The organism is Pseudomonas sp. MYb193 (genome assembly GCF_002966775.1).
Taxonomy (GTDB): Bacteria; Pseudomonadota; Gammaproteobacteria; order Pseudomonadales; family Pseudomonadaceae; genus Aquipseudomonas; species Aquipseudomonas paracarnis.
Window position 1 is genome coordinate 3,684,410 of the sequence record NZ_CP023269.1, and the last position, 17,339, is coordinate 3,701,748.

Below are 17,339 nucleotides of genomic sequence, written 5' to 3' on the forward strand. Positions count from 1 at the left end.
AAAACGCCCCGAACCAGTCGGGGCATTTTTTTATTCAGCGTGCAGCTTTCAACCGTCAGTCAGCCAACCGCCACGTCGTCCCACCCTTGCCGTCTTCCAACACCACACCCATCGCGGTCAGTTGGTCGCGGATACGGTCGGATTCCGCCCAGTCTTTATTGGTGCGAGCCGCCAGACGCGCCTGGATCAGTGCATCTACCTCAGCGGCATCCACACGCCCTTCAGCGCCGGCTTGCAGGAAGTCATCGGCCTCCATCTGCAACACGCCCAGCACGCTGGCCAGTTCTTTCAGGCGTGCTGCCAGGCCCGCCGCTGCGTCGATATCGGTCTCGCGCAAGCGGTTGATCTCGCGCACCATCTCAAACAATACCGCGCAGGCTTCAGGCGTACCAAAGTCGTCGTTCATGACTTCGGTGAAGCGTGCCACGAACGCTTCGCCACCAGCAGGCGCAACCGATGGCAAACCTTTCAACGCGTGGTAGAAACGCTCCAGGGCGCCCTTGGCGTCCTTGAGGTTGTCTTCCGAGTAGTTGATGGCGCTGCGGTAGTGGCTCGACACCAACAGGTAACGCACCACTTCCGGGTGGTACTTTTCCAGCACGTCGCGGATGGTGAAGAAGTTGTTCAAGGACTTGGACATCTTCTCGCCATTGATGCGGATCATGCCGCAGTGCATCCAGGCGTTGGCGTAGGTCTTGCCTGTGGCGGCTTCGCTCTGGGCGATTTCGTTTTCGTGGTGCGGGAACTCAAGGTCGCTGCCGCCGCCATGAATGTCAAAGGTCTCGCCCAGGCAGCAAGTGGACATCACCGAGCATTCGATGTGCCAGCCCGGACGCCCGGCGCCCCAGGGCGACTCCCAGCTCGGCTCGCCCGGCTTGGTGCCTTTCCACAGTACGAAGTCGAGCGGGTCCTGCTTGGCTTCGTCGACTTCGATACGCGCGCCGATGCGCAGGTCTTCGATCTTCTTGCGCGACAGCTTGCCGTAGCCCATGAACTTGGCGACGCGGTAGTACACGTCGCCGTTGCCTGGGGCGTAGGCGTAGCCCTTGTCGATCAAGGTCTGGATCATCGCGTGCATGCCCGGGATGTGGTCCGTGGCACGCGGTTCCATGTCCGGCTTGAGGATGTTGAGGCGCGCCTCGTCCTCGTGCATGGCGGCGATCATGCGCTCGGTCAGCGCGTCGAACGACTCGCCGTTTTCGTTGGCACGGTTGATGATCTTGTCGTCGATGTCGGTGATGTTGCGCACGTACGTCAAGTCATAGCCGCTGAAACGCAACCAGCGGGTCACCAGGTCGAAAGCAACCATGCTGCGGCCGTGGCCGATGTGGCAGTAGTCGTACACGGTCATGCCGCACACGTACATGCGCACTTTGTTGCCGTCCAGCGGTTTGAAGACTTCTTTGGTCTTGCTGAGCGTGTTGTAGATCGTTAGCACGATGTTTCCCTTAAATCACTGGCCCCACGAATCTCGCAAGGTCACGGTACGGTTGAATACCGGAGCACCAGGTTTCGAGTCCTTGATATCCGCGCAGAAGTAGCCTTCGCGCTCGAACTGGAAACGGTCTTCCGGCTGTGCGTCGCCAAGCGATGGCTCGGCACGACAACCAGTGAGTACTTGCAGGGAATCAGGGTTGATGTTGTCGAGGAAACTCGCGCTGTCTTCAGCCTTCTCAGGGTTTGGCGAGCGGAACAGACGATCGTACAGGCGCACTTCGCATTCGATGCTGGCAGCGGCCGGCACCCAGTGGACCACACCCTTGACCTTGCGGCCTTCAGGGTTCTTGCCCAGGGTGTCCGGATCGTACGAGCAGCGCAGCTCGACGATGTTGCCGTCGGCGTCCTTGATCGCTTCGTCCGCACGGATCACGTAGCTGCCGCGCAGGCGCACTTCGCCGTTCGGCTCCAGGCGCTTGTAGCCTTTTGGCGGCTCTTCCATGAAGTCGTCACGGTCGATGTAGATCTCGCGGGCGAACGGCAATTTGCGTACGCCCAGCTCTTCTTTCTGCGGGTGACGCGGCAGTTCGAGGTTCTCGACCTGGCCTTCCGGGTAGTTGGTGATCACGACTTTCAACGGGCGCAGCACGCACATGGCACGCGGGGCGTTGGCGTCGAGGTCCTGACGGATGCTGAATTCCAGCATACCGAAATCGACCACGCCGTCGGAACGGTTGGTGCCGACCATGTCGCAGAAGTTGCGGATCGACGCCGGGGTGTAGCCACGGCGGCGGAAGCCCGACAGCGTGGACATGCGCGGGTCGTCCCAGCCATGCACGTGTTTTTCATCGACCAGTTGCTTGAGCTTGCGCTTGCTGGTGATGGTGTAGTTCAGGTTCAGGCGGCTGAACTCGTACTGACGCGGGTGCGCCGGTACCGGCAGGCTGTCCAGGAACCATTCGTACAGCGGGCGATGGCTTTCGAACTCCAGGGTGCAGATGGAGTGGGTGATGCCTTCGATGGCGTCCGACTGACCGTGGGTGAAGTCGTAGTTGGGGTAGATGCACCACTTGTCACCGGTCTGGTGGTGATGGGCATGGCGGATGCGGTACATGATCGGGTCGCGCAGGTTCATGTTCGGCGAGGCCATGTCGATCTTGGCGCGCAGCACGCGGGCGCCGTCCGGGAATTCGCCGGCGCGCATACGGTTGAACCAGTCCAGGTTCTCTTCCACCGAACGGTCGCGGAACGGGCTGTTCTTGCCCGGCTCGGTCAGCGTGCCACGGTACTCCTTGGCCTGCTCCGGGGTCAGGTCGTCCACATAGGCCTTGCCGGCCTTGATCAGCTCGACAGCCCAGTCGAACAACTGGTCGAAATACTTGGAGGCATAGCGCACTTCACCGGACCATTCGAAGCCCAGCCACTTGATGTCGCTTTCGATGGCGTCGATGTATTCCTGGTCTTCCTTGGCCGGGTTGGTGTCGTCGAAACGCAGGTGCGTGACGCCACCGAACTCCTGGGCCAGGCCGAAGTTCACACAGATCGACTTGGCGTGGCCGATGTGCAGGTAGCCGTTGGGCTCAGGTGGGAAACGGGTGACGATCTGCGTGTGCTTGCCCGAATCCAGGTCCGCCTGGATGATCGGGCGAAGGAAATTGACCGGGACGGCAGGTCCGGCCTTGGTATTCGAGGTAGGGTCGACAGTGGGCTTGCTCATAGGATCCTTGAACAGACAGGTGCGTGGCCAGGTGGGGCCAGATAAAACAAAGGGCTCATAATAGCCGAAGCAGTCAAGACACATACAGAGCGCGGCCAATTAATTGCCCGGGCGGTAAAAAACCACCTCGAAATTCCCGCAGGGCACGCTAAACTGCGCGCCTTGGCCGTCGTTTAGCCAGACAGGTAAGGTGCCCAGGCGCCCACACCCACGAATTCCCTGAAAAGAGTAGCGAACATGACTCAAGTCAAACTGACCACCAACCACGGTGACATCGTTATCGAGCTGAACGCCGAGAAAGCGCCGATCACCGTCGCCAACTTCATCGAATACGTCAAAGCCGGCCACTACGAAAACACTGTTTTCCACCGCGTCATCGGTAACTTCATGATCCAGGGCGGCGGTTTCGAGCCGGGCATGAAAGAAAAGAAAGACAAGCGTCCAAGCATCCAGAACGAAGCGGACAACGGCCTTTCCAACGACAAGTACACCGTCGCCATGGCCCGTACCATGGAGCCGCATTCGGCCTCCGCGCAGTTCTTCATCAACGTCGCCGACAACGCCTTCCTGAACCACAGCGGCAAGAACGTGCAGGGTTGGGGCTACGCAGTGTTCGGTAAAGTCACCGAAGGCACCGACGTTGTCGACAAGATCAAAGGCGTATCGACCACCTCCAAGGCCGGTCACCAGGACGTTCCAGCCGAAGACGTGATCGTCGAGAAAGCCGAGATCGTTGGGTGATATTGCTGATTTCAGATTTGCATCTGGAAGAGGAGCGCCCGGACATCACCCGGGCGTTTCTGGATCTGCTCCACGGCCGCGCCCGTGGCGCCCAGGCGTTGTACATTCTGGGGGACTTCTTCGAAGCCTGGATTGGCGACGATGGCATGACCCCCTTCCAGCGTTCCATCTGCGCGGCTCTGCGTGAGCTGAGCGACAGCGGTACCCCGATTTTCATCATGCACGGCAACCGTGATTTCCTGATCGGCAAGGCGTTCTGCAAAGCGGCAGGCGCTACCTTGCTCAAGGACCCGACAGTCGTGCAGTTGTATGGCGAGCCAGTGCTGTTGATGCACGGCGACAGCCTCTGCACCCGCGACCTCGGCTATATGAAGCTGCGGCGCATCCTGCGTAACCCGGTTGTACTGTTTATCCTGCGCCACCTGCCCTTGGGCACGCGTCACAAACTGGCGCGCAAGTTGCGCAGTGAGAGCAGCGCTCAAGTGCGCATGAAGGCCAACGACATTGTCGATGTCACCCCCGAAGAAGTGCCACGGGTGATGCAGCAGTTCGGCGTGCGCACCCTGGTCCACGGCCATACGCACCGCCCCGCCATCCATAAGTTGCAGATCGGCGACCAGGCGGCCAAGCGCATTGTGCTGGGGGACTGGGACAAGCAAGGCTGGGCGCTGCAGGTGGATGAGCAAGGGTTTCAGCTGGCGGCGTTTGACTTCGTCAACCCGCAGTTGGCGTTGCCTGGCGCCTGAACCTCTGACACAACACCGTTCAACCTGTGGGAGCTGGCTTGCCTGCGATAGCCATAGGTGTCTACACAACTTCGGTACGGCGCTGACCCTGTGGCGAGGGAGCTTGCTCCCGTGACGGACTGACAACCGACGCTGATCTAGCTGACGCACGCGATCCAAATGTGGGAGCTGGCTTGCCTGCGATAGCGGCCTGACAGCCAACACAGCTGGATTGTGTACATATCCATTCCTACGGTAACGGCTACTTAGGGTTCCGCCCTGACGTGAATTGCCCCCCGAAAGTAACCAAAGCGCTCTTGCCCCACCACTCGGCACCTCGCTTAGGCTCGGTGTGCCCGAACACAGGCTTGAATCCGTGGGCCGAATTCAAGCCTGCGTTCGGCCAGCGTGGTTTAACGGGGCGCCTGAGATCAAGATCAAAAGCAGATCAAGATCAAGAGCGACTCGCTTCGCATCGTGGTTACCGTCCACCGTTACAGCGTTATGTAGATACCTATGCTGCGATAGCATCACCTCGGTGCATCTGATACACCGAGGTGTCTGCATCGCAGGCAAGCCAGCTCCCACAGGGACCGCGCTGACCTTACAATCAGTGCCCCGACGCCGCCGGCCCCGCCTTTGCGGTAAACGGCGGCTTGGCCAGCCACACCAGCAACATCAAGCCCATGAACATCCACCCCAGCAACGTGAAGTAATCCACGGTGGACATCATGTACGCCTGGCTGGTGAGAATCTGGTCCAGTTGGGTATAGGCCTTCTGCCCTGCCCCACCCAGCGCCTGCAACGCATCGCGGGTGGCCGAGTCGTAGGTGGTCATGTTCTCGCTCATATAGGCATGGTGCTGGTCGGCCCGGCGAATCCAGATCCAGGTGGTCAGCGACGCCGCGAAACTGCCGCCCAAGGTACGCAGGAAGGTCGCCAGCCCGGCGCCGTCGGCAATCTGGTGCGGCGGCAGGTCGGACATCAGGATGCTCAAGGTCGGCATGAAGAACAGCGCCACGCCGATGCCCATGAACAGCTGCACCATGGCGATGTGGGTGAAGTCCACTTCGTTGGTGAAGCCGGCGCGCATGAAGCAGCTCAAGCCAATCGCCAGGAACGCCAGGCCCGCCAGCAGGCGCAGGTCGAACTTGTGCGCGTACTTGCCCACGAAAGGCGACATCAGCACCGGCAAAATGCCGATCGGTGCCACCGCCAGCCCGGCCCAGGTGGCGGTGTAGCCCATCTGTGTCTGCAACCATTGCGGCAGGATCAGGTTGATGCCGAAAAAGCCCGCATAACCGAGGATCAACACAATGGTGCCGATCCGGAAGTTACGGTGCGCGAACAGCCGCAGGTTGACCACCGGGTGCTTGTCGGTCATCTCCCAGATCACGAACACCGCCAGGGCAACCACCGAAATGGCCGCACCAATGATGATGAAGTTGGACTCGAACCAGTCCAGGTCATTGCCTTTGTCGAGGATGATCTGCAAGGCGCCGACCCCGACGATCAGGCTTAACAACCCGACGTAATCCATCGGCTGATAACTGGTGACCACCGGACGTTTCTTCAACTGCGAGCGCACCACCATCACCGCGAAGATACCAATGGGCACGTTGATGAAAAAGATCCACGGCCAACTGTAGCTGTCGGTGATCCAGCCGCCGAGGATGGGCCCGGCAATCGGCGCGACCACCGTGACCATCGCCAATAACGCCAGAGCCATGCCGCGCTTGGCGGGTGGGTAGACTGCAATCAACAAGGTCTGGGTCATCGGGTACAACGGCCCGGCGACCAAGCCTTGCAGCACCCGAAAGCCGATCAGCTCAGGCATCGAGGTAGAGATACCGCACAGGAACGACGCCAGCACGAACAGCAAAGTCGCCCACAAGAACAGCTTCACCTCGCCAAAGCGCCGGCTCAACCAACCGGTGAGCGGCAAGGCGATGGCGTTGCTCACCGCAAACGAGGTGATCACCCAGGTGCCCTGCTCCGAACTCACCCCCAGGTTGCCGGAGATAGTCGGCAACGCCACGTTGGCAATGGTGGTATCGAGCACCTGCATAAAGGTCGCCAGCGACAGCCCGATTGTGGCCATCAACAGGCTGGGCGGCGTGAACGAGGCGTTATTGCTCATCAGCGTTGCGCAGCCTTGGGAGCGACGACGCTGTTGTCATGGATCAACTGGTTGATCATGGCATCGGCCTCGGCCAATTGGCGGTCATACACGTTGGTGGTGAACGAGGCTTTTTGCGGCGCCTGTTGCGCCAGCACCGGGCCGCTCTGGTCGTGCAGGTCTACATTGACCACGGTGCTCAAGCCCACTCGCAGCGGGTGCTTGGCCAGCTCTTCGGCGTTGATGTGGATGCGCACCGGTACCCGCTGCACAATCTTGATCCAGTTGCCGGTGGCGTTCTGTGCGGGCAGCAAGGCGAACGCGCTACCCGTGCCGGCGCCAAGGCTGTCGACGGTGCCGCTGTACTTCACGTCGCTGCCGTAGATGTCCGACTCGATATCCACCGGCTGGCCGATGCGCATATCCCGCAGTTGGGTTTCCTTGAAGTTGGCATCGATCCACAGCTGGTCCAGCGGGATCACCGCCATCAGCGCGGTGCCCGGTTGGACGCGCTGGCCCAGTTGCACGGTGCGCTTGGCCACATAGCCGGTGACCGGCGCGATCAAGGTGCTGCGCGCATTGGTCAGGTACGCCTGGCGCAGTTGCGCGGCGGCCGCTTGCACATCGGGGTGGGACGAAATCACCGTGTCATCCACCAGGGCATTGGTGGTTTTCAGTTGTTGCTCAAGGTTGGTCAAGGCGTTCTTGGCGGCGGTCAGGCTGTCGCGAGCGTGGGACAGTTCTTCCTGGGAAATCGCGCCGCCCTGGGCCAGGGTCTTGCGGCGGTTGTAGTTGTCCTGGGCGGTTTGTACATCGGCCTTCTGCGCATTGACCTGGGCTTTCATGCCATCGACGTTGCTGTACAGGCCGCGTACCTGGCGTACGGTGCGGGCCAGGTTGGCCTGGGCACTCTGCAGGCCGACGGCGGCGTCGTTGGGGTCGAAGTTGATCAGCACCTGACCTTCATGCACCAGGTCGCCATCGTCGGCGCCGATGCTGACCACGGTGCCAGTGACCAGCGGGGTGATTTCCACCACGTTACCGTTCACATAGGCGTCGTCGGTGCTTTCATTGAAGCGCCCGTAGAACTCATACCAGGCCCACACGCCCACCACACTCAGGATGACGATCAGCGCCAGGCCGATCAGCATCACTTTGCGTTTGCGGGGGTTGGTGTCTTTGGGTTGTTGGGTTGCGTTGTTGCTGTCGGCAGTGGCCATGACAAATACCTCAAATTATTCCGTGCGTGTTGCGGGGGTAGTCGCGGCCACGCTGTTGGCGTAATACCCGCCACCCAGGGCCTGCATCAATTGAATCGACAGGTCGATCTGCGCCGCATTCAGGGTGGCCAGCTGACGCTGGGCCTGCAGCAATTGCTGCTCGATGCTGAGCACATCCAGGTAGTTACCGATGCCTGAGCTGTAGCGTTGCACCCCGGTGTCGTAGGACTGCTGCGCGATGTCGGCGGCATGTTGCTGGGCCTGGATCTGCCGCCCGGTGTCGCGCAGTTGGGACAGGCTGTTGCCGATATCGCCCAAGGCTTGCACCAGGGTTTTGTTGTACTGGGCCACGGCCAGGTCGTAGTCGGCGTCGCGGGCGTCGAGGTCGGCTCGCAGACGGCCGCCGTCGAAGATCGGCAGCGAGATGGTCGGCGCAATGTTGAAGAAGCGGCTGGCCGAACCGAACATCGCGTCGCCCAACAACGACTCGGCACCGGCGCTCGCGCTCAGGTTGAGGTTGGGGTAGAAGCGGGTCTTGCTGGCGTCGATGTTCTTGCTCGCGGCCTCTACTCGCCAGCGTGCGGCAACCAGGTCCGGGCGACGACCGAGCAGCTCGGCAGGCAACACCGCCGGCACGGCCACGGCGCTGGGTTTGAGCACCGCTGGGCGCGCCAACTCGTCACCGCGGTCCGGGCCTTTACCGAGCAACACGGCGAGGGCGATCTTGGCGCTTTGCAGTTGTTTTTCCGCGTCAATCAGTTGCGACTGAGAACTGGCTTCCAGGCTCTCGGTCTGCTGGAACTGGTACTCGCTGTCGATACCGGAACTCAGGCGGCGCTTGCTCAGGTCAAGCATCTGGCGGGTACGCTTGAGGTCATCCACGGCCAGGTCACGCACGATATGGGCCTGGCCCAGGTCGCTGTAGGCCTTGGCTACGTTCGCGGCCAGGGTCAGGCGCGCGGCCTGCCGATCGACCTCGGCAGCACGGGCATCGCCCAACGCGGCTTCCCAGGCGGCGCGCTGGCCGCCCCACAGGTCGAAGTTGTAGTTGAAACTGGCGCCGATGTTGCGCACCGTCGAATAGGCATCGCCCTGCCCGCGTGGGTCCTGGTCCTTGGCCAGGCGCGAACGGCTCACGCCGGCGCTGGCATCCACCGTCGGCATACGCGCGGCGTTGGCGGCATAGGCGGCGGCTTCGGCCTGGTGGGCGCGGGCGTCGGCGACTTGCATGTCTGGGCTGTTTTGCAGGGCTTCCTGGATCAGGCCGTCAAGCTGCGGGTCGCCCAGGCTTTTCCACCAGTCAGCGGCCGGCCAGGCGGCGCTCGACAGCGTCACGCCGCTCAGGGATTTACCGGTTTGCAGGGTATTGGCGTCGAGGCGCTGGCCCTGGGTATCGAGGCCGCTGTAGTTGGCACAACCGGCCAACGTCATCGCCGCCAGCACCAGGCTGAGTGCGCGTGTGTTCATGATCGACCTACCCGCTGGATCGTGATGGGGTCACCCGCAGCGATCAGCATTTTCTTCAGGATCCGCTCCAGGGTTTCCAGCTCGCCCGGCTCAAGTACGCCGGCCAACTGGTTAAGGGCCTTGGCGCCAATGTGCGGGAGCATGTCCGCCAGGCGCTGGCCCTCGGCGGTCAGCACCAACTGCACCTGGCGGCGATCCAGCTCGGAGCGCTTGCGGCTGAGCAGGTCTTTTTGCTCCAGCCGGTCGAGCATGCGCGTCATCGAACCGCTGTCCAGGGACAGGTTGCGGCACAGCTCCGCCGGGGTATCGACGCCGAACTGGGCCATGATGATCAACACCTTGAACTGCGCGGCCGTGATGCCGTGGGGTTCCATATGGGTGTCGATGATGCGGTCCTTGAGGATCGCGGCGCGGCCCAGCAACAGGCCGAGGTGGCAGTTGTGGAAGTTGTCAGGGGTGAAGTGAGGCATCGAAAGTCACCTTATTACTGCCTAGGCAGCGAATGTGTGACGAGATGTTACTGCTTAGGCAGCGAATGTCAAATGGAATAATTAGGTTGCTTGGTAGTTGGTCGAAGACTGGAGTGACATGAAAACCAAATGTGGGAGGGAGCTTGCTCCCGATAACAGTATGTCAGTCAACTTGTTTGTCGCTGACCCACCGCTATCGGGGGCAAGCCCCCTCCCACATTTTTACCGGATACCGGTCAGAAATCGCGCTTGTAGAAGATATCCAGGGAACTCGCTACGCCCGTGGCCACTTCCAGGTACACCTTCTTGCTCAGCAGGTAGCGCAAGGCAATGGTGTTAGCCGGCTCGAACACCCCTACCCCATAACGCAAGCTGAGCTTCTCGTTGATCTTGCCGCTGGCCACCACGGCGGTGCTGTTGCCCGTGCCCTGGGTGTCCAGATCAAAGTCCTGGATGCCCAGTTTGTTGGCGATATCCGAAGTCACGCCAGCGCTGCCCATCAGGCCCAGGCCCAGGGCGGCTTCGGCGAGCATGTTGTTGTCTTCGCCGGTGTTGGTGCGCGAACGGCCCAGCACCAGGTATGACAACGCATCTTCCTGGGCCATGGCCGGCTCGGAGAAGATTTGCGTGGTCGGTTGTTCAGCGCTGCCGCTCAGGCGAATACCAGCGGTCACGGTGCGGGACGATTCGACCACCACGCGCACCGCCTCGATATCCAGGAACGGTTGATCCAGCGGCCCGGCGAACAACAGCCGTGCACGGCGCACGTTGAGGCGCTGGCCGTAGGCGCGGTAGCGGCCGTCGTTGAGCCACAGCTCGCCACGGGTGTCCATGTTGTCGCCGATATGCACATGGCCCTGGACCTTGGCGGTGAGGCCGAAGCCGGCGAAGTTGAGCTGGTCCTCACCCACTTCCACGTCGATATCCATGGCCATGGCCATCGGCGGTTTACCCTCTTCGGTCTGGCTGCCGATGATCACGGTATCGTCGGACACCTTGACCGTCGAAGGCGGCAGTTCGCGCACGGTGATGTCGCCACGGGGGATGTGGACTTTGCCGGCAATCGCCAGTTTGTCGTCCTTGAGGCTGATCTTCAGGTCGGGCGCCACTTCCAGCTTGGCGTAGGGCTCCACGGTGACCGGCAGTTGCGAGCCTTTGAGACTGAGGTCGACCACCAGGGCGCGGCCCCAGTCGATCTGGCCCGTAAGGCTACCCTGGCCGGCCTTGCCGCTGCGCCAGCCGCCGTTGAGCTGCACGCTTTCGCCGGCGATTTGCGCCTGCAAGTTCAGGCCTTCGAGGCTGATGGGCAGTTCCGGCCCGGAGACTTCGCCGTCCACCAGGTTCAGGTTGCCGTTGACCAGCGGCGCGAGCAAACCGCCGGAGATGCGGCCATTGCCGTTGAGTTTGCCGCTGAGTTTTTCCACCATGGGCACAAAGGGCCGCGCTACGGCGAGGTCCAGGCCGGTGAGGCTGAACGAGCCAGTGACCGGCTTGTTATTGGGCAGCGGGTTGATCTGCGCCTGCAACAACAACTCGCCAAGCTTGCCGCCATGAAAGTTAAGCTGGGTGTCGATGCGCTTGGGGTTGAGGGTGGTTTCCAGCTTCAGTGTGTCGTAGGGGAAATCCAGCCACTGGCCCTTGTCGCGCACGCGCAAGGTGCCGCCACTGGCGTCCACCGCGACCACACCTTTTGGGCCGCTCTGGGGCAAGTCGAGTTGCACGTCGGCGTTGAGCCTGCCCTGCCAGGCGAAGTCTTTGGGCAAGAACCCCGCGAGGCTGTCGAGAGGGAATTGCTTGAGGTGGTAACGCAACTTCGGCTCGGGCATCAGGCGCTGGTCTTCGCCACACAGGCTGGCGCCACCGGAGACCCAGCAGTGCGCACCGAAGGTCAGCTTGCCATCGGCCAGGCGTTCGATCTTCGCCGGGGCTTGCAGCCGCCAGTCCTGGCCACCGGCTTGCACGTCGCCACTGGCCAGGCGCCCGCGCCAGTTGTCTTTATTGAGGTTGCCGTCCAGGGCCAGGGCCAGTTTTACCAGCGGGCCAGTCAGCGCCATCTGGACTTTCTGGTTTTTGATATCGCCCTGGGCGCTGGCGGTGAGGTTGCCGACTTGCGTCTCGCCGCTTTGAATACCGTTGGCCTTCAGGTCGAGCTTGGCGCGCTGGGCGCTATCAAGGTTGGCGTCCAGGTTGAGGGTTTGCAGACGGTTGTCGGCAAAGGCCAGTTGCTGACCCTTGAGGTCGAGCTTGCCTTGAGGGGCTTTCAAGGTGCCGGCCACCTCGACACGCCCGTTGATTTGCCCGCGCAGTTGCGGCCAGAGCTGGGCCAGGCGCGCCAGCTTGATGTCGATCTGCCCGGCCAGGCGCTGTTGCAGGCTGCCGCTGCCGTTGATGCGGTTGTCGCCCAGGCGAATATCCAGGTTGGCGAGGGTCCATTGTTCGCCGGCGCCTTCGGCCTTGGCCGCCAACACAGCGGTTTGCCCGCGTAGGCGGCCCTTGAGGTCCAGATCGGCGTTGAGCTTGAGCTGTTCATTTTTGAACTCACCTTTGCTGCGCAGCGGCCCGGCCAGGGTGCCGGGCAACTCTGCGACCCAGTAGGCCGGGTTCAGCGCCGACAGATCCAGGGCGGTGTCCCAGGCAATGCCGTCGGCAAATTGCAGGTTCAGGTGGCCTTCGGCCTTGCCTTGGCCGGCACTCAGTTTCAGCTCAGGCAGGAAGACCTGCTTGAGGTCGCCACTGAAGGGGGTGACCACATTGAACTTGCCCGCCGGGCCGTCGAGGTCGGCCTTGAGATTGCCCAGGTAGTTGCCGTCTTTATAGGAGATTTCACCGTTGAAGGTGCGCAAGGCCACTTGCGGTTCGTCAATGACCGGATAGAGGCGATGCCAGGGGAAGTCCAGCCAGTCGATCCTGGCGTCCGCGCTGAAGCCTTGTTGCCAGTCCAGGTTGGCACTGAGCTTGAGGCTTTGCTTGTCACCCGCCGTCAGGTCCAGGCCGGCAATCTGTGCGCCCTTGGCGTCAACCTTGCCCTTGAGCAGTAAATCCACCGGGCCGTTTTCGGCCGGTAGCACGGCCTTGCCCAGCAACTGGTAGCCATTGCTCAGGTCGCCTTTAGCGTTCAAGTCCAGTTGGTTGAGTTGCAGGGTATCGGGCAGGTCTGCGCTGGGTTTGAACGACTCGGAGGTGATGTGCACCTGCGCCGGCAGGTTTTCCACCAGGGGTTGCAGCTCGCCAGTGAGCTTGGCCGGCAGGTAGCCGCTGCTGTCGGCGTCGAGCTTGAGGGTCTTGAGCAAGTCGCCCTCGAGCTTGAGGGCAACGCTCCAGGGCGCGCCCCCCGGCGCATAGGGCAAGCTCAGATTACCGGTGGCATTCAGCGGCCAGTCGCCGGTAGGTTGCAGCAGGCCGGCGAGGTCCAGTACCAGCTCGTCGCGCTGCAGATGCACCGAGTCGATCTGCAGGCCGGCGGTAGTCCAGTGCGCCACCAGTTGCAGGCCCTTGAGTTCTTCATTGCCGTTGAACAGCAGGCTGCCAATGCGCACATCGCCCAACTGGAGAGAAACCGGCAGCTTCAGGTCGGGCAGTTGAATCGGCCCGCTGTCGCTCTCTTCGGCACTGGGGGCGAATTCCAGGCTGACCTGTTCCACATCCAGTCGGTTGATGCACAGGGTCATGCGCAGCAGGCAGCCGGGTGACCAGTCAAACGTCGGCGCATTCAGCTCGACGCGGCTGCCAACCTGCTGCCACAGCAAATGATCGGCACTCCACTGCCCGCCCAGGCGCCCCTGGAAATTTTCCACGCTCAAACCTGGCACCTGGCCCAAGGCCCAGCGACTGCCCGCCTGGGTGCCAAGCACTGACCACAGCGCCAACAACAGCAAGGCGAGGATGGCAACCAACGCCAGCCCCGCGATTTTCAAACCACGCATCACAGCTCAGGCCCCATGGAAAAGTGCAAGCGAATGCCGCCCGGATCTTCGAGGGCATGGGCCAGGTCGAGGCGAATCGGCCCCACCGGCGACACCCAGCGCACGCCGACGCCCACGCCGGTTTTCAGGCTGGGCAAGTCCAGGTTGTTGAAGGAGTTGCCCTGGTCGACAAAGGTCGCGATACGCCATTTATCGGTGATGGAATATTGATACTCAGCGCTCAAGGCCACCATGTAGCGGCCGCCGATACGGTCGCCGCGATCGTTCTCGGGCGATAGCGTCTGGTACTCGTAGCCGCGCACGCTCTGGTCACCACCGGCGAAGAAGCGCAAGGAAGGAGGCACGGATTTGTAGCCATTGGTGGCACTGCCGCCAAATTGCGCACGGCCCAGGAAGCGGTGGTTGTCCCACAAGGTGGTCAGGCCCTTGACCGTCGCTGTGCCGTAAAGCAGGTTGGTGTCGGACCCAAGGCCCTCTTTGGCGACCTTGGTGTCGAACATCAGGCGGTAACCATGATGCGGGTCGATGCGGTTGTCACTGCGCAGGTAGGAATAACTCACGCCGGGCATCAGCAGGTTACTCAGGCCCGAATCATTGCCCAGGCGATACTCTTCGCGCTGGTACTTGAGGGAGATCACCCGCGTCCAGCCACTGGGCAACTTGCTGTGCCATTCGGGGCCGATGGTGAGCAACTTACTCAAGGTATCGGTGTTGGCGATCTCTTCATTTTGATAGCCGCCGGCAAAGCGCAACTTGTCGGTGAGCGGCGGGTCGAGCGGGATGTCGTACCACAGCCCGACGTTCTGCCGTGGCGCCGACAGTTCGGCTTCCCAGCCATAACTGTGGCCTTGGGGGTTGACCCAATGGCGCGTCCAGTTGGCTTTGCCCCGGGGGCCGACGTCAGTGGAATAACCCAGGCCCAGGCCCATGGTGCGCGGCTTGCGGGTGTCCAGTTGCACCGCCACCGGGATCACGTCATCGGTGGCGGCGGTGGGGCTGGCGTCGACGCGCACGCCTTCGAAGAAGCCACTGGCTTGCAGGTTCTGGTTGAGTTCCGCGACCAGTTCGGAGTCATAGGGTGTGCCTGGCTTGAACGGCACCATGCGCTGCAACAGCTCTTCATCAAAGGGCGTGTCGCCGGTGAAGCTGACCTTGCCCATGCTGTAGCGTGGGCCGCTGTCGTAAATGAGTTCGATGTCGGCCACGCCCGCTTGAGGGTCTACGGCAAGTTTCTGGCTGGTGAAGCGCCCGCTGAAAAACCCGTAGCGCGAGGCCTGGTTCTGGATCAGGCGCTTGGCGTCTTCGTAATGGCCGTGATTGAGCACGGCGCCGGGCTTGAGGTCGTCGCTGGCGGGCACGCGAAAGGTCTTGAGACTCGCGGCCTGGCCGTCGACCCTTATGGTGACGTCGCGCAAGTGCACCGGTTCGCCGGGGTCGATGGTGAGGGTCAGGCGCGGGTTCTTGCCGCCCTTCACCTCGCTGTTGATCTGTGGCTGATAGTAGCCCAGGGCCTGCGCGGCTTTGCGCGCCTGCTCCTCGGCGCCACGGCTGAACCGCAGCAAGGCTTCTTCATCACGATCGCCCACACCGCCGATATAGCCTTCGATGTTGGCTTTCAGCGCGTCGTTCGAGGGTTTGATCCGCACGTCCAGTTCGCTTTGCGCCAATGCGCCGCAGCTCGTGAACAGCAGAATCAAGCCGCTGGTAAATCTTCCTGGAAACTTCATAGGCGCGGATGCTACACGAGCGAGAGAGGAACTATGAACCCGGATTAGTCTGAATAATTCTGTCTCAAGCCGTTGCAGGATGTAACGCCTGGGGATTGGGATGGAAAAACACATGCTCGCGCACCGGCCCTACGGCGACTTCGCCGATTTCCTCATAGCCCTGGCGCTTGTAGAAATCGAGGTAGCGGGAGTTGCCGGTGTCGAGCACCACGCCGGATGAATGCGGGTCGTCGGCACACCAATTGTGTACCGCTTCCAGCAACTGCTCACCATGGTGCTTGCCCTGGAACTGCGGGTGAATACCCAGCAGCGGCAGCACATGCACAGACGTGTTGGGCAGGCACGCCATGACGGCATGATGGTATTCCAGGTAACGCCGCGTACCGCGCACGCCGGTGCTCAGCCACATGCGGATTTGCCAGGCCCAGCTTTCGGTGATGCCCAGGCGCCGCTGGGGCGGTGCAATCAGGGCAATGCCGATCAGCCGGTCGTTGACGAACAGGCCGATGGCCGGGAGTTTCTGGAAAAAATGCTGCTTGACCAGTTCGCGCACAGTGGCACGTACTCGCTGCTCATAGCCCGACCGCTCGGCTTCGAAGATGTAGGCGAAGGTCGGCTCATGGCGATACGCCTGGTACAGCAGGGATCGCGCTTCGCGGGAGTAACCGCTATTGAGCAGGCGGATTTCGGCAGTGGCCGTCGAAGTGTCTGGCATAACAGTCAATCTCCCTGGGCGCCACTCAAACGTGGCGTTCTTATGGGTACGAACCTGCACAGCTCCAGTCGTTCCCAGACATTAGCAGCGCATTCATCCTACCGCCACGCTGGCCCCCATCCGACTTGTCGGCTAGCATCGCCCTTTTGCCAGACTGGACTGCCGACCATGAAAATCGTCTCCTTCAATATCAATGGGCTGCGTGCTCGCCCTCATCAGTTGGCGGCGCTGATTGAAAAGCATCAACCGGACGTGATCGGTTTGCAGGAAACCAAGGTCCACGATGATCAGTTCCCGTTGGCCGAAGTGCAGGCCCTGGGTTATCACGTGTACTACCACGGGCAGAAAGGCCACTACGGCGTGGCCCTGCTCTCGCGCAAAGAAGCGTTGAGCGTGCACAAAGGCTTTGCCAGCGATGAAGAAGACGCCCAGCGCCGGTTTATCTGGGGCACCTTCGCCGACGAAAACGGCCACCCAGTGACCGTCATGAACGGCTACTTTCCCCAGGGCGAAAGCCGCGACCACCCAACCAAGTTCCCGGCCAAGCAGCGCTTCTATGAAGACTTGCAGCAATTGCTGGAAAGCCAGTTCAGCAATGACCAGGCGCTGGTGGTGATGGGCGACGTGAACATTTCCCCTGAGGACTGCGACATCGGCATCGGCGCCGACAATGCCAAGCGCTGGCTGAAAACCGGCAAGTGCAGCTTCCTGCCGGAAGAACGCGAATGGATGGCACGCTTGAAGAACTGGGGCCTGGTGGACAGCTTCCGCCACCTCAACCCGGACGTGACCGACCGCTTCAGCTGGTTCGATTACCGCAGCCGTGGCTTTGAGGACGAGCCCAAGCGCGGTCTGCGCATTGATGTGATCATGGCATCCACCGGGTTGGTGCCACGGGTCAAGGATGCGGGGGTGGATTACGACCTGCGCGGGTTGGAGAAACCGTCGGACCATGCGCCGATCTGGTTGGAACTGAGCTGACAGTTGGCTTGGTGAAGATCTGAATGTGGGAGCGGGCTTGCCCGCGAAGGCGGTGTGTCAGTCACCGCACCTGCTGCTGCACTAACGCTTTCGCAGG

The 17,339-nt window shown here is 61.6% G+C and carries 12 protein-coding genes; 3 read left to right on the forward strand and 9 right to left on the reverse strand.

Annotated elements, in window-relative coordinates:
* Positions 1 to 55: 55 nt before the first annotated feature.
* Together cysS and CLM72_RS16675 are read right to left on the reverse strand one after the other, a co-directional pair.
* A complete protein-coding gene (gene cysS, locus CLM72_RS16670; RefSeq protein ID WP_105227185.1) occupies positions 56 to 1,438 on the reverse strand; it encodes a cysteine--tRNA ligase in 1,383 nt (460 codons plus the stop codon).
* Positions 1,439 to 1,453: 15 nt separating this feature from the next.
* Positions 1,454 to 3,154, reverse strand: coding sequence for a glutamine--tRNA ligase/YqeY domain fusion protein (locus CLM72_RS16675; protein WP_003192174.1), 1,701 nt, complete (start codon positions 3,152 to 3,154; stop codon positions 1,454 to 1,456).
* Positions 3,155 to 3,391: 237 nt separating this feature from the next.
* Between CLM72_RS16675 and CLM72_RS16680 the strand changes: the two genes are divergently transcribed.
* Together CLM72_RS16680 and lpxH are read left to right on the forward strand one after the other, a co-directional pair.
* Positions 3,392 to 3,895 carry a peptidylprolyl isomerase gene (locus tag CLM72_RS16680; RefSeq protein WP_003174772.1) on the forward strand — a complete coding sequence of 168 codons (504 nt, stop codon included), beginning with the start codon at positions 3,392 to 3,394 and terminating at the stop codon, positions 3,893 to 3,895.
* Positions 3,892 to 4,641: a UDP-2,3-diacylglucosamine diphosphatase gene (gene lpxH / locus CLM72_RS16685; RefSeq protein WP_014718941.1), complete on the forward strand. Its 750-nt coding sequence runs from the start codon at positions 3,892 to 3,894 to the stop codon at positions 4,639 to 4,641. The genes CLM72_RS16680 and lpxH overlap by 4 nt, the downstream gene beginning before the upstream one ends.
* A gap of 589 nt (positions 4,642 to 5,230) precedes the next feature.
* On the opposite strand, the gene CLM72_RS16695 is transcribed toward lpxH, so the two are convergent.
* The 7 genes from CLM72_RS16695 to CLM72_RS16725 form a co-directional block, all read right to left on the reverse strand.
* A complete protein-coding gene (locus CLM72_RS16695) occupies positions 5,231 to 6,760 on the reverse strand; it encodes a DHA2 family efflux MFS transporter permease subunit (protein WP_105227187.1) in 1,530 nt (509 codons plus the stop codon).
* Positions 6,760 to 7,959, reverse strand: coding sequence for an efflux RND transporter periplasmic adaptor subunit (locus CLM72_RS16700; protein ID WP_105227188.1), 1,200 nt, complete (start codon positions 7,957 to 7,959; stop codon positions 6,760 to 6,762). The genes CLM72_RS16695 and CLM72_RS16700 overlap by 1 nt, the downstream gene beginning before the upstream one ends.
* A 15-nt stretch (positions 7,960 to 7,974) precedes the next feature.
* On the reverse strand, positions 7,975 to 9,426 hold the full coding sequence (locus CLM72_RS16705; RefSeq protein ID WP_105227189.1) for an efflux transporter outer membrane subunit: 1,452 nt from the start codon (positions 9,424 to 9,426) through the stop codon (positions 7,975 to 7,977).
* Positions 9,423 to 9,896 carry a MarR family winged helix-turn-helix transcriptional regulator gene (locus CLM72_RS16710; RefSeq protein ID WP_014718945.1) on the reverse strand — a complete coding sequence of 158 codons (474 nt, stop codon included), beginning with the start codon at positions 9,894 to 9,896 and terminating at the stop codon, positions 9,423 to 9,425. Before CLM72_RS16710 ends, CLM72_RS16705 begins: the two co-directional genes overlap by 4 nt.
* A gap of 236 nt (positions 9,897 to 10,132) precedes the next feature.
* The gene (locus CLM72_RS16715) at positions 10,133 to 13,819 is read right to left on the reverse strand and encodes a translocation/assembly module TamB domain-containing protein (protein ID WP_105227190.1); all 3,687 of its coding nucleotides are present in this window, start codon (positions 13,817 to 13,819) and stop codon (positions 10,133 to 10,135) included.
* Positions 13,819 to 15,546, reverse strand: coding sequence for an autotransporter assembly complex family protein (locus CLM72_RS16720; protein ID WP_105227191.1), 1,728 nt, complete (start codon positions 15,544 to 15,546; stop codon positions 13,819 to 13,821). Before CLM72_RS16720 ends, CLM72_RS16715 begins: the two co-directional genes overlap by 1 nt.
* A 64-nt stretch (positions 15,547 to 15,610) precedes the next feature.
* Positions 15,611 to 16,261, reverse strand: coding sequence for an N-acetyltransferase (locus tag CLM72_RS16725; RefSeq protein WP_105227192.1), 651 nt, complete (start codon positions 16,259 to 16,261; stop codon positions 15,611 to 15,613).
* Between the two features lie 168 nt (positions 16,262 to 16,429).
* Between CLM72_RS16725 and xthA the strand changes: the two genes are divergently transcribed.
* On the forward strand, positions 16,430 to 17,242 hold the full coding sequence (gene xthA / locus CLM72_RS16730) for an exodeoxyribonuclease III (protein WP_105227193.1): 813 nt from the start codon (positions 16,430 to 16,432) through the stop codon (positions 17,240 to 17,242).
* Positions 17,243 to 17,339: the final 97 nt, after the last annotated feature.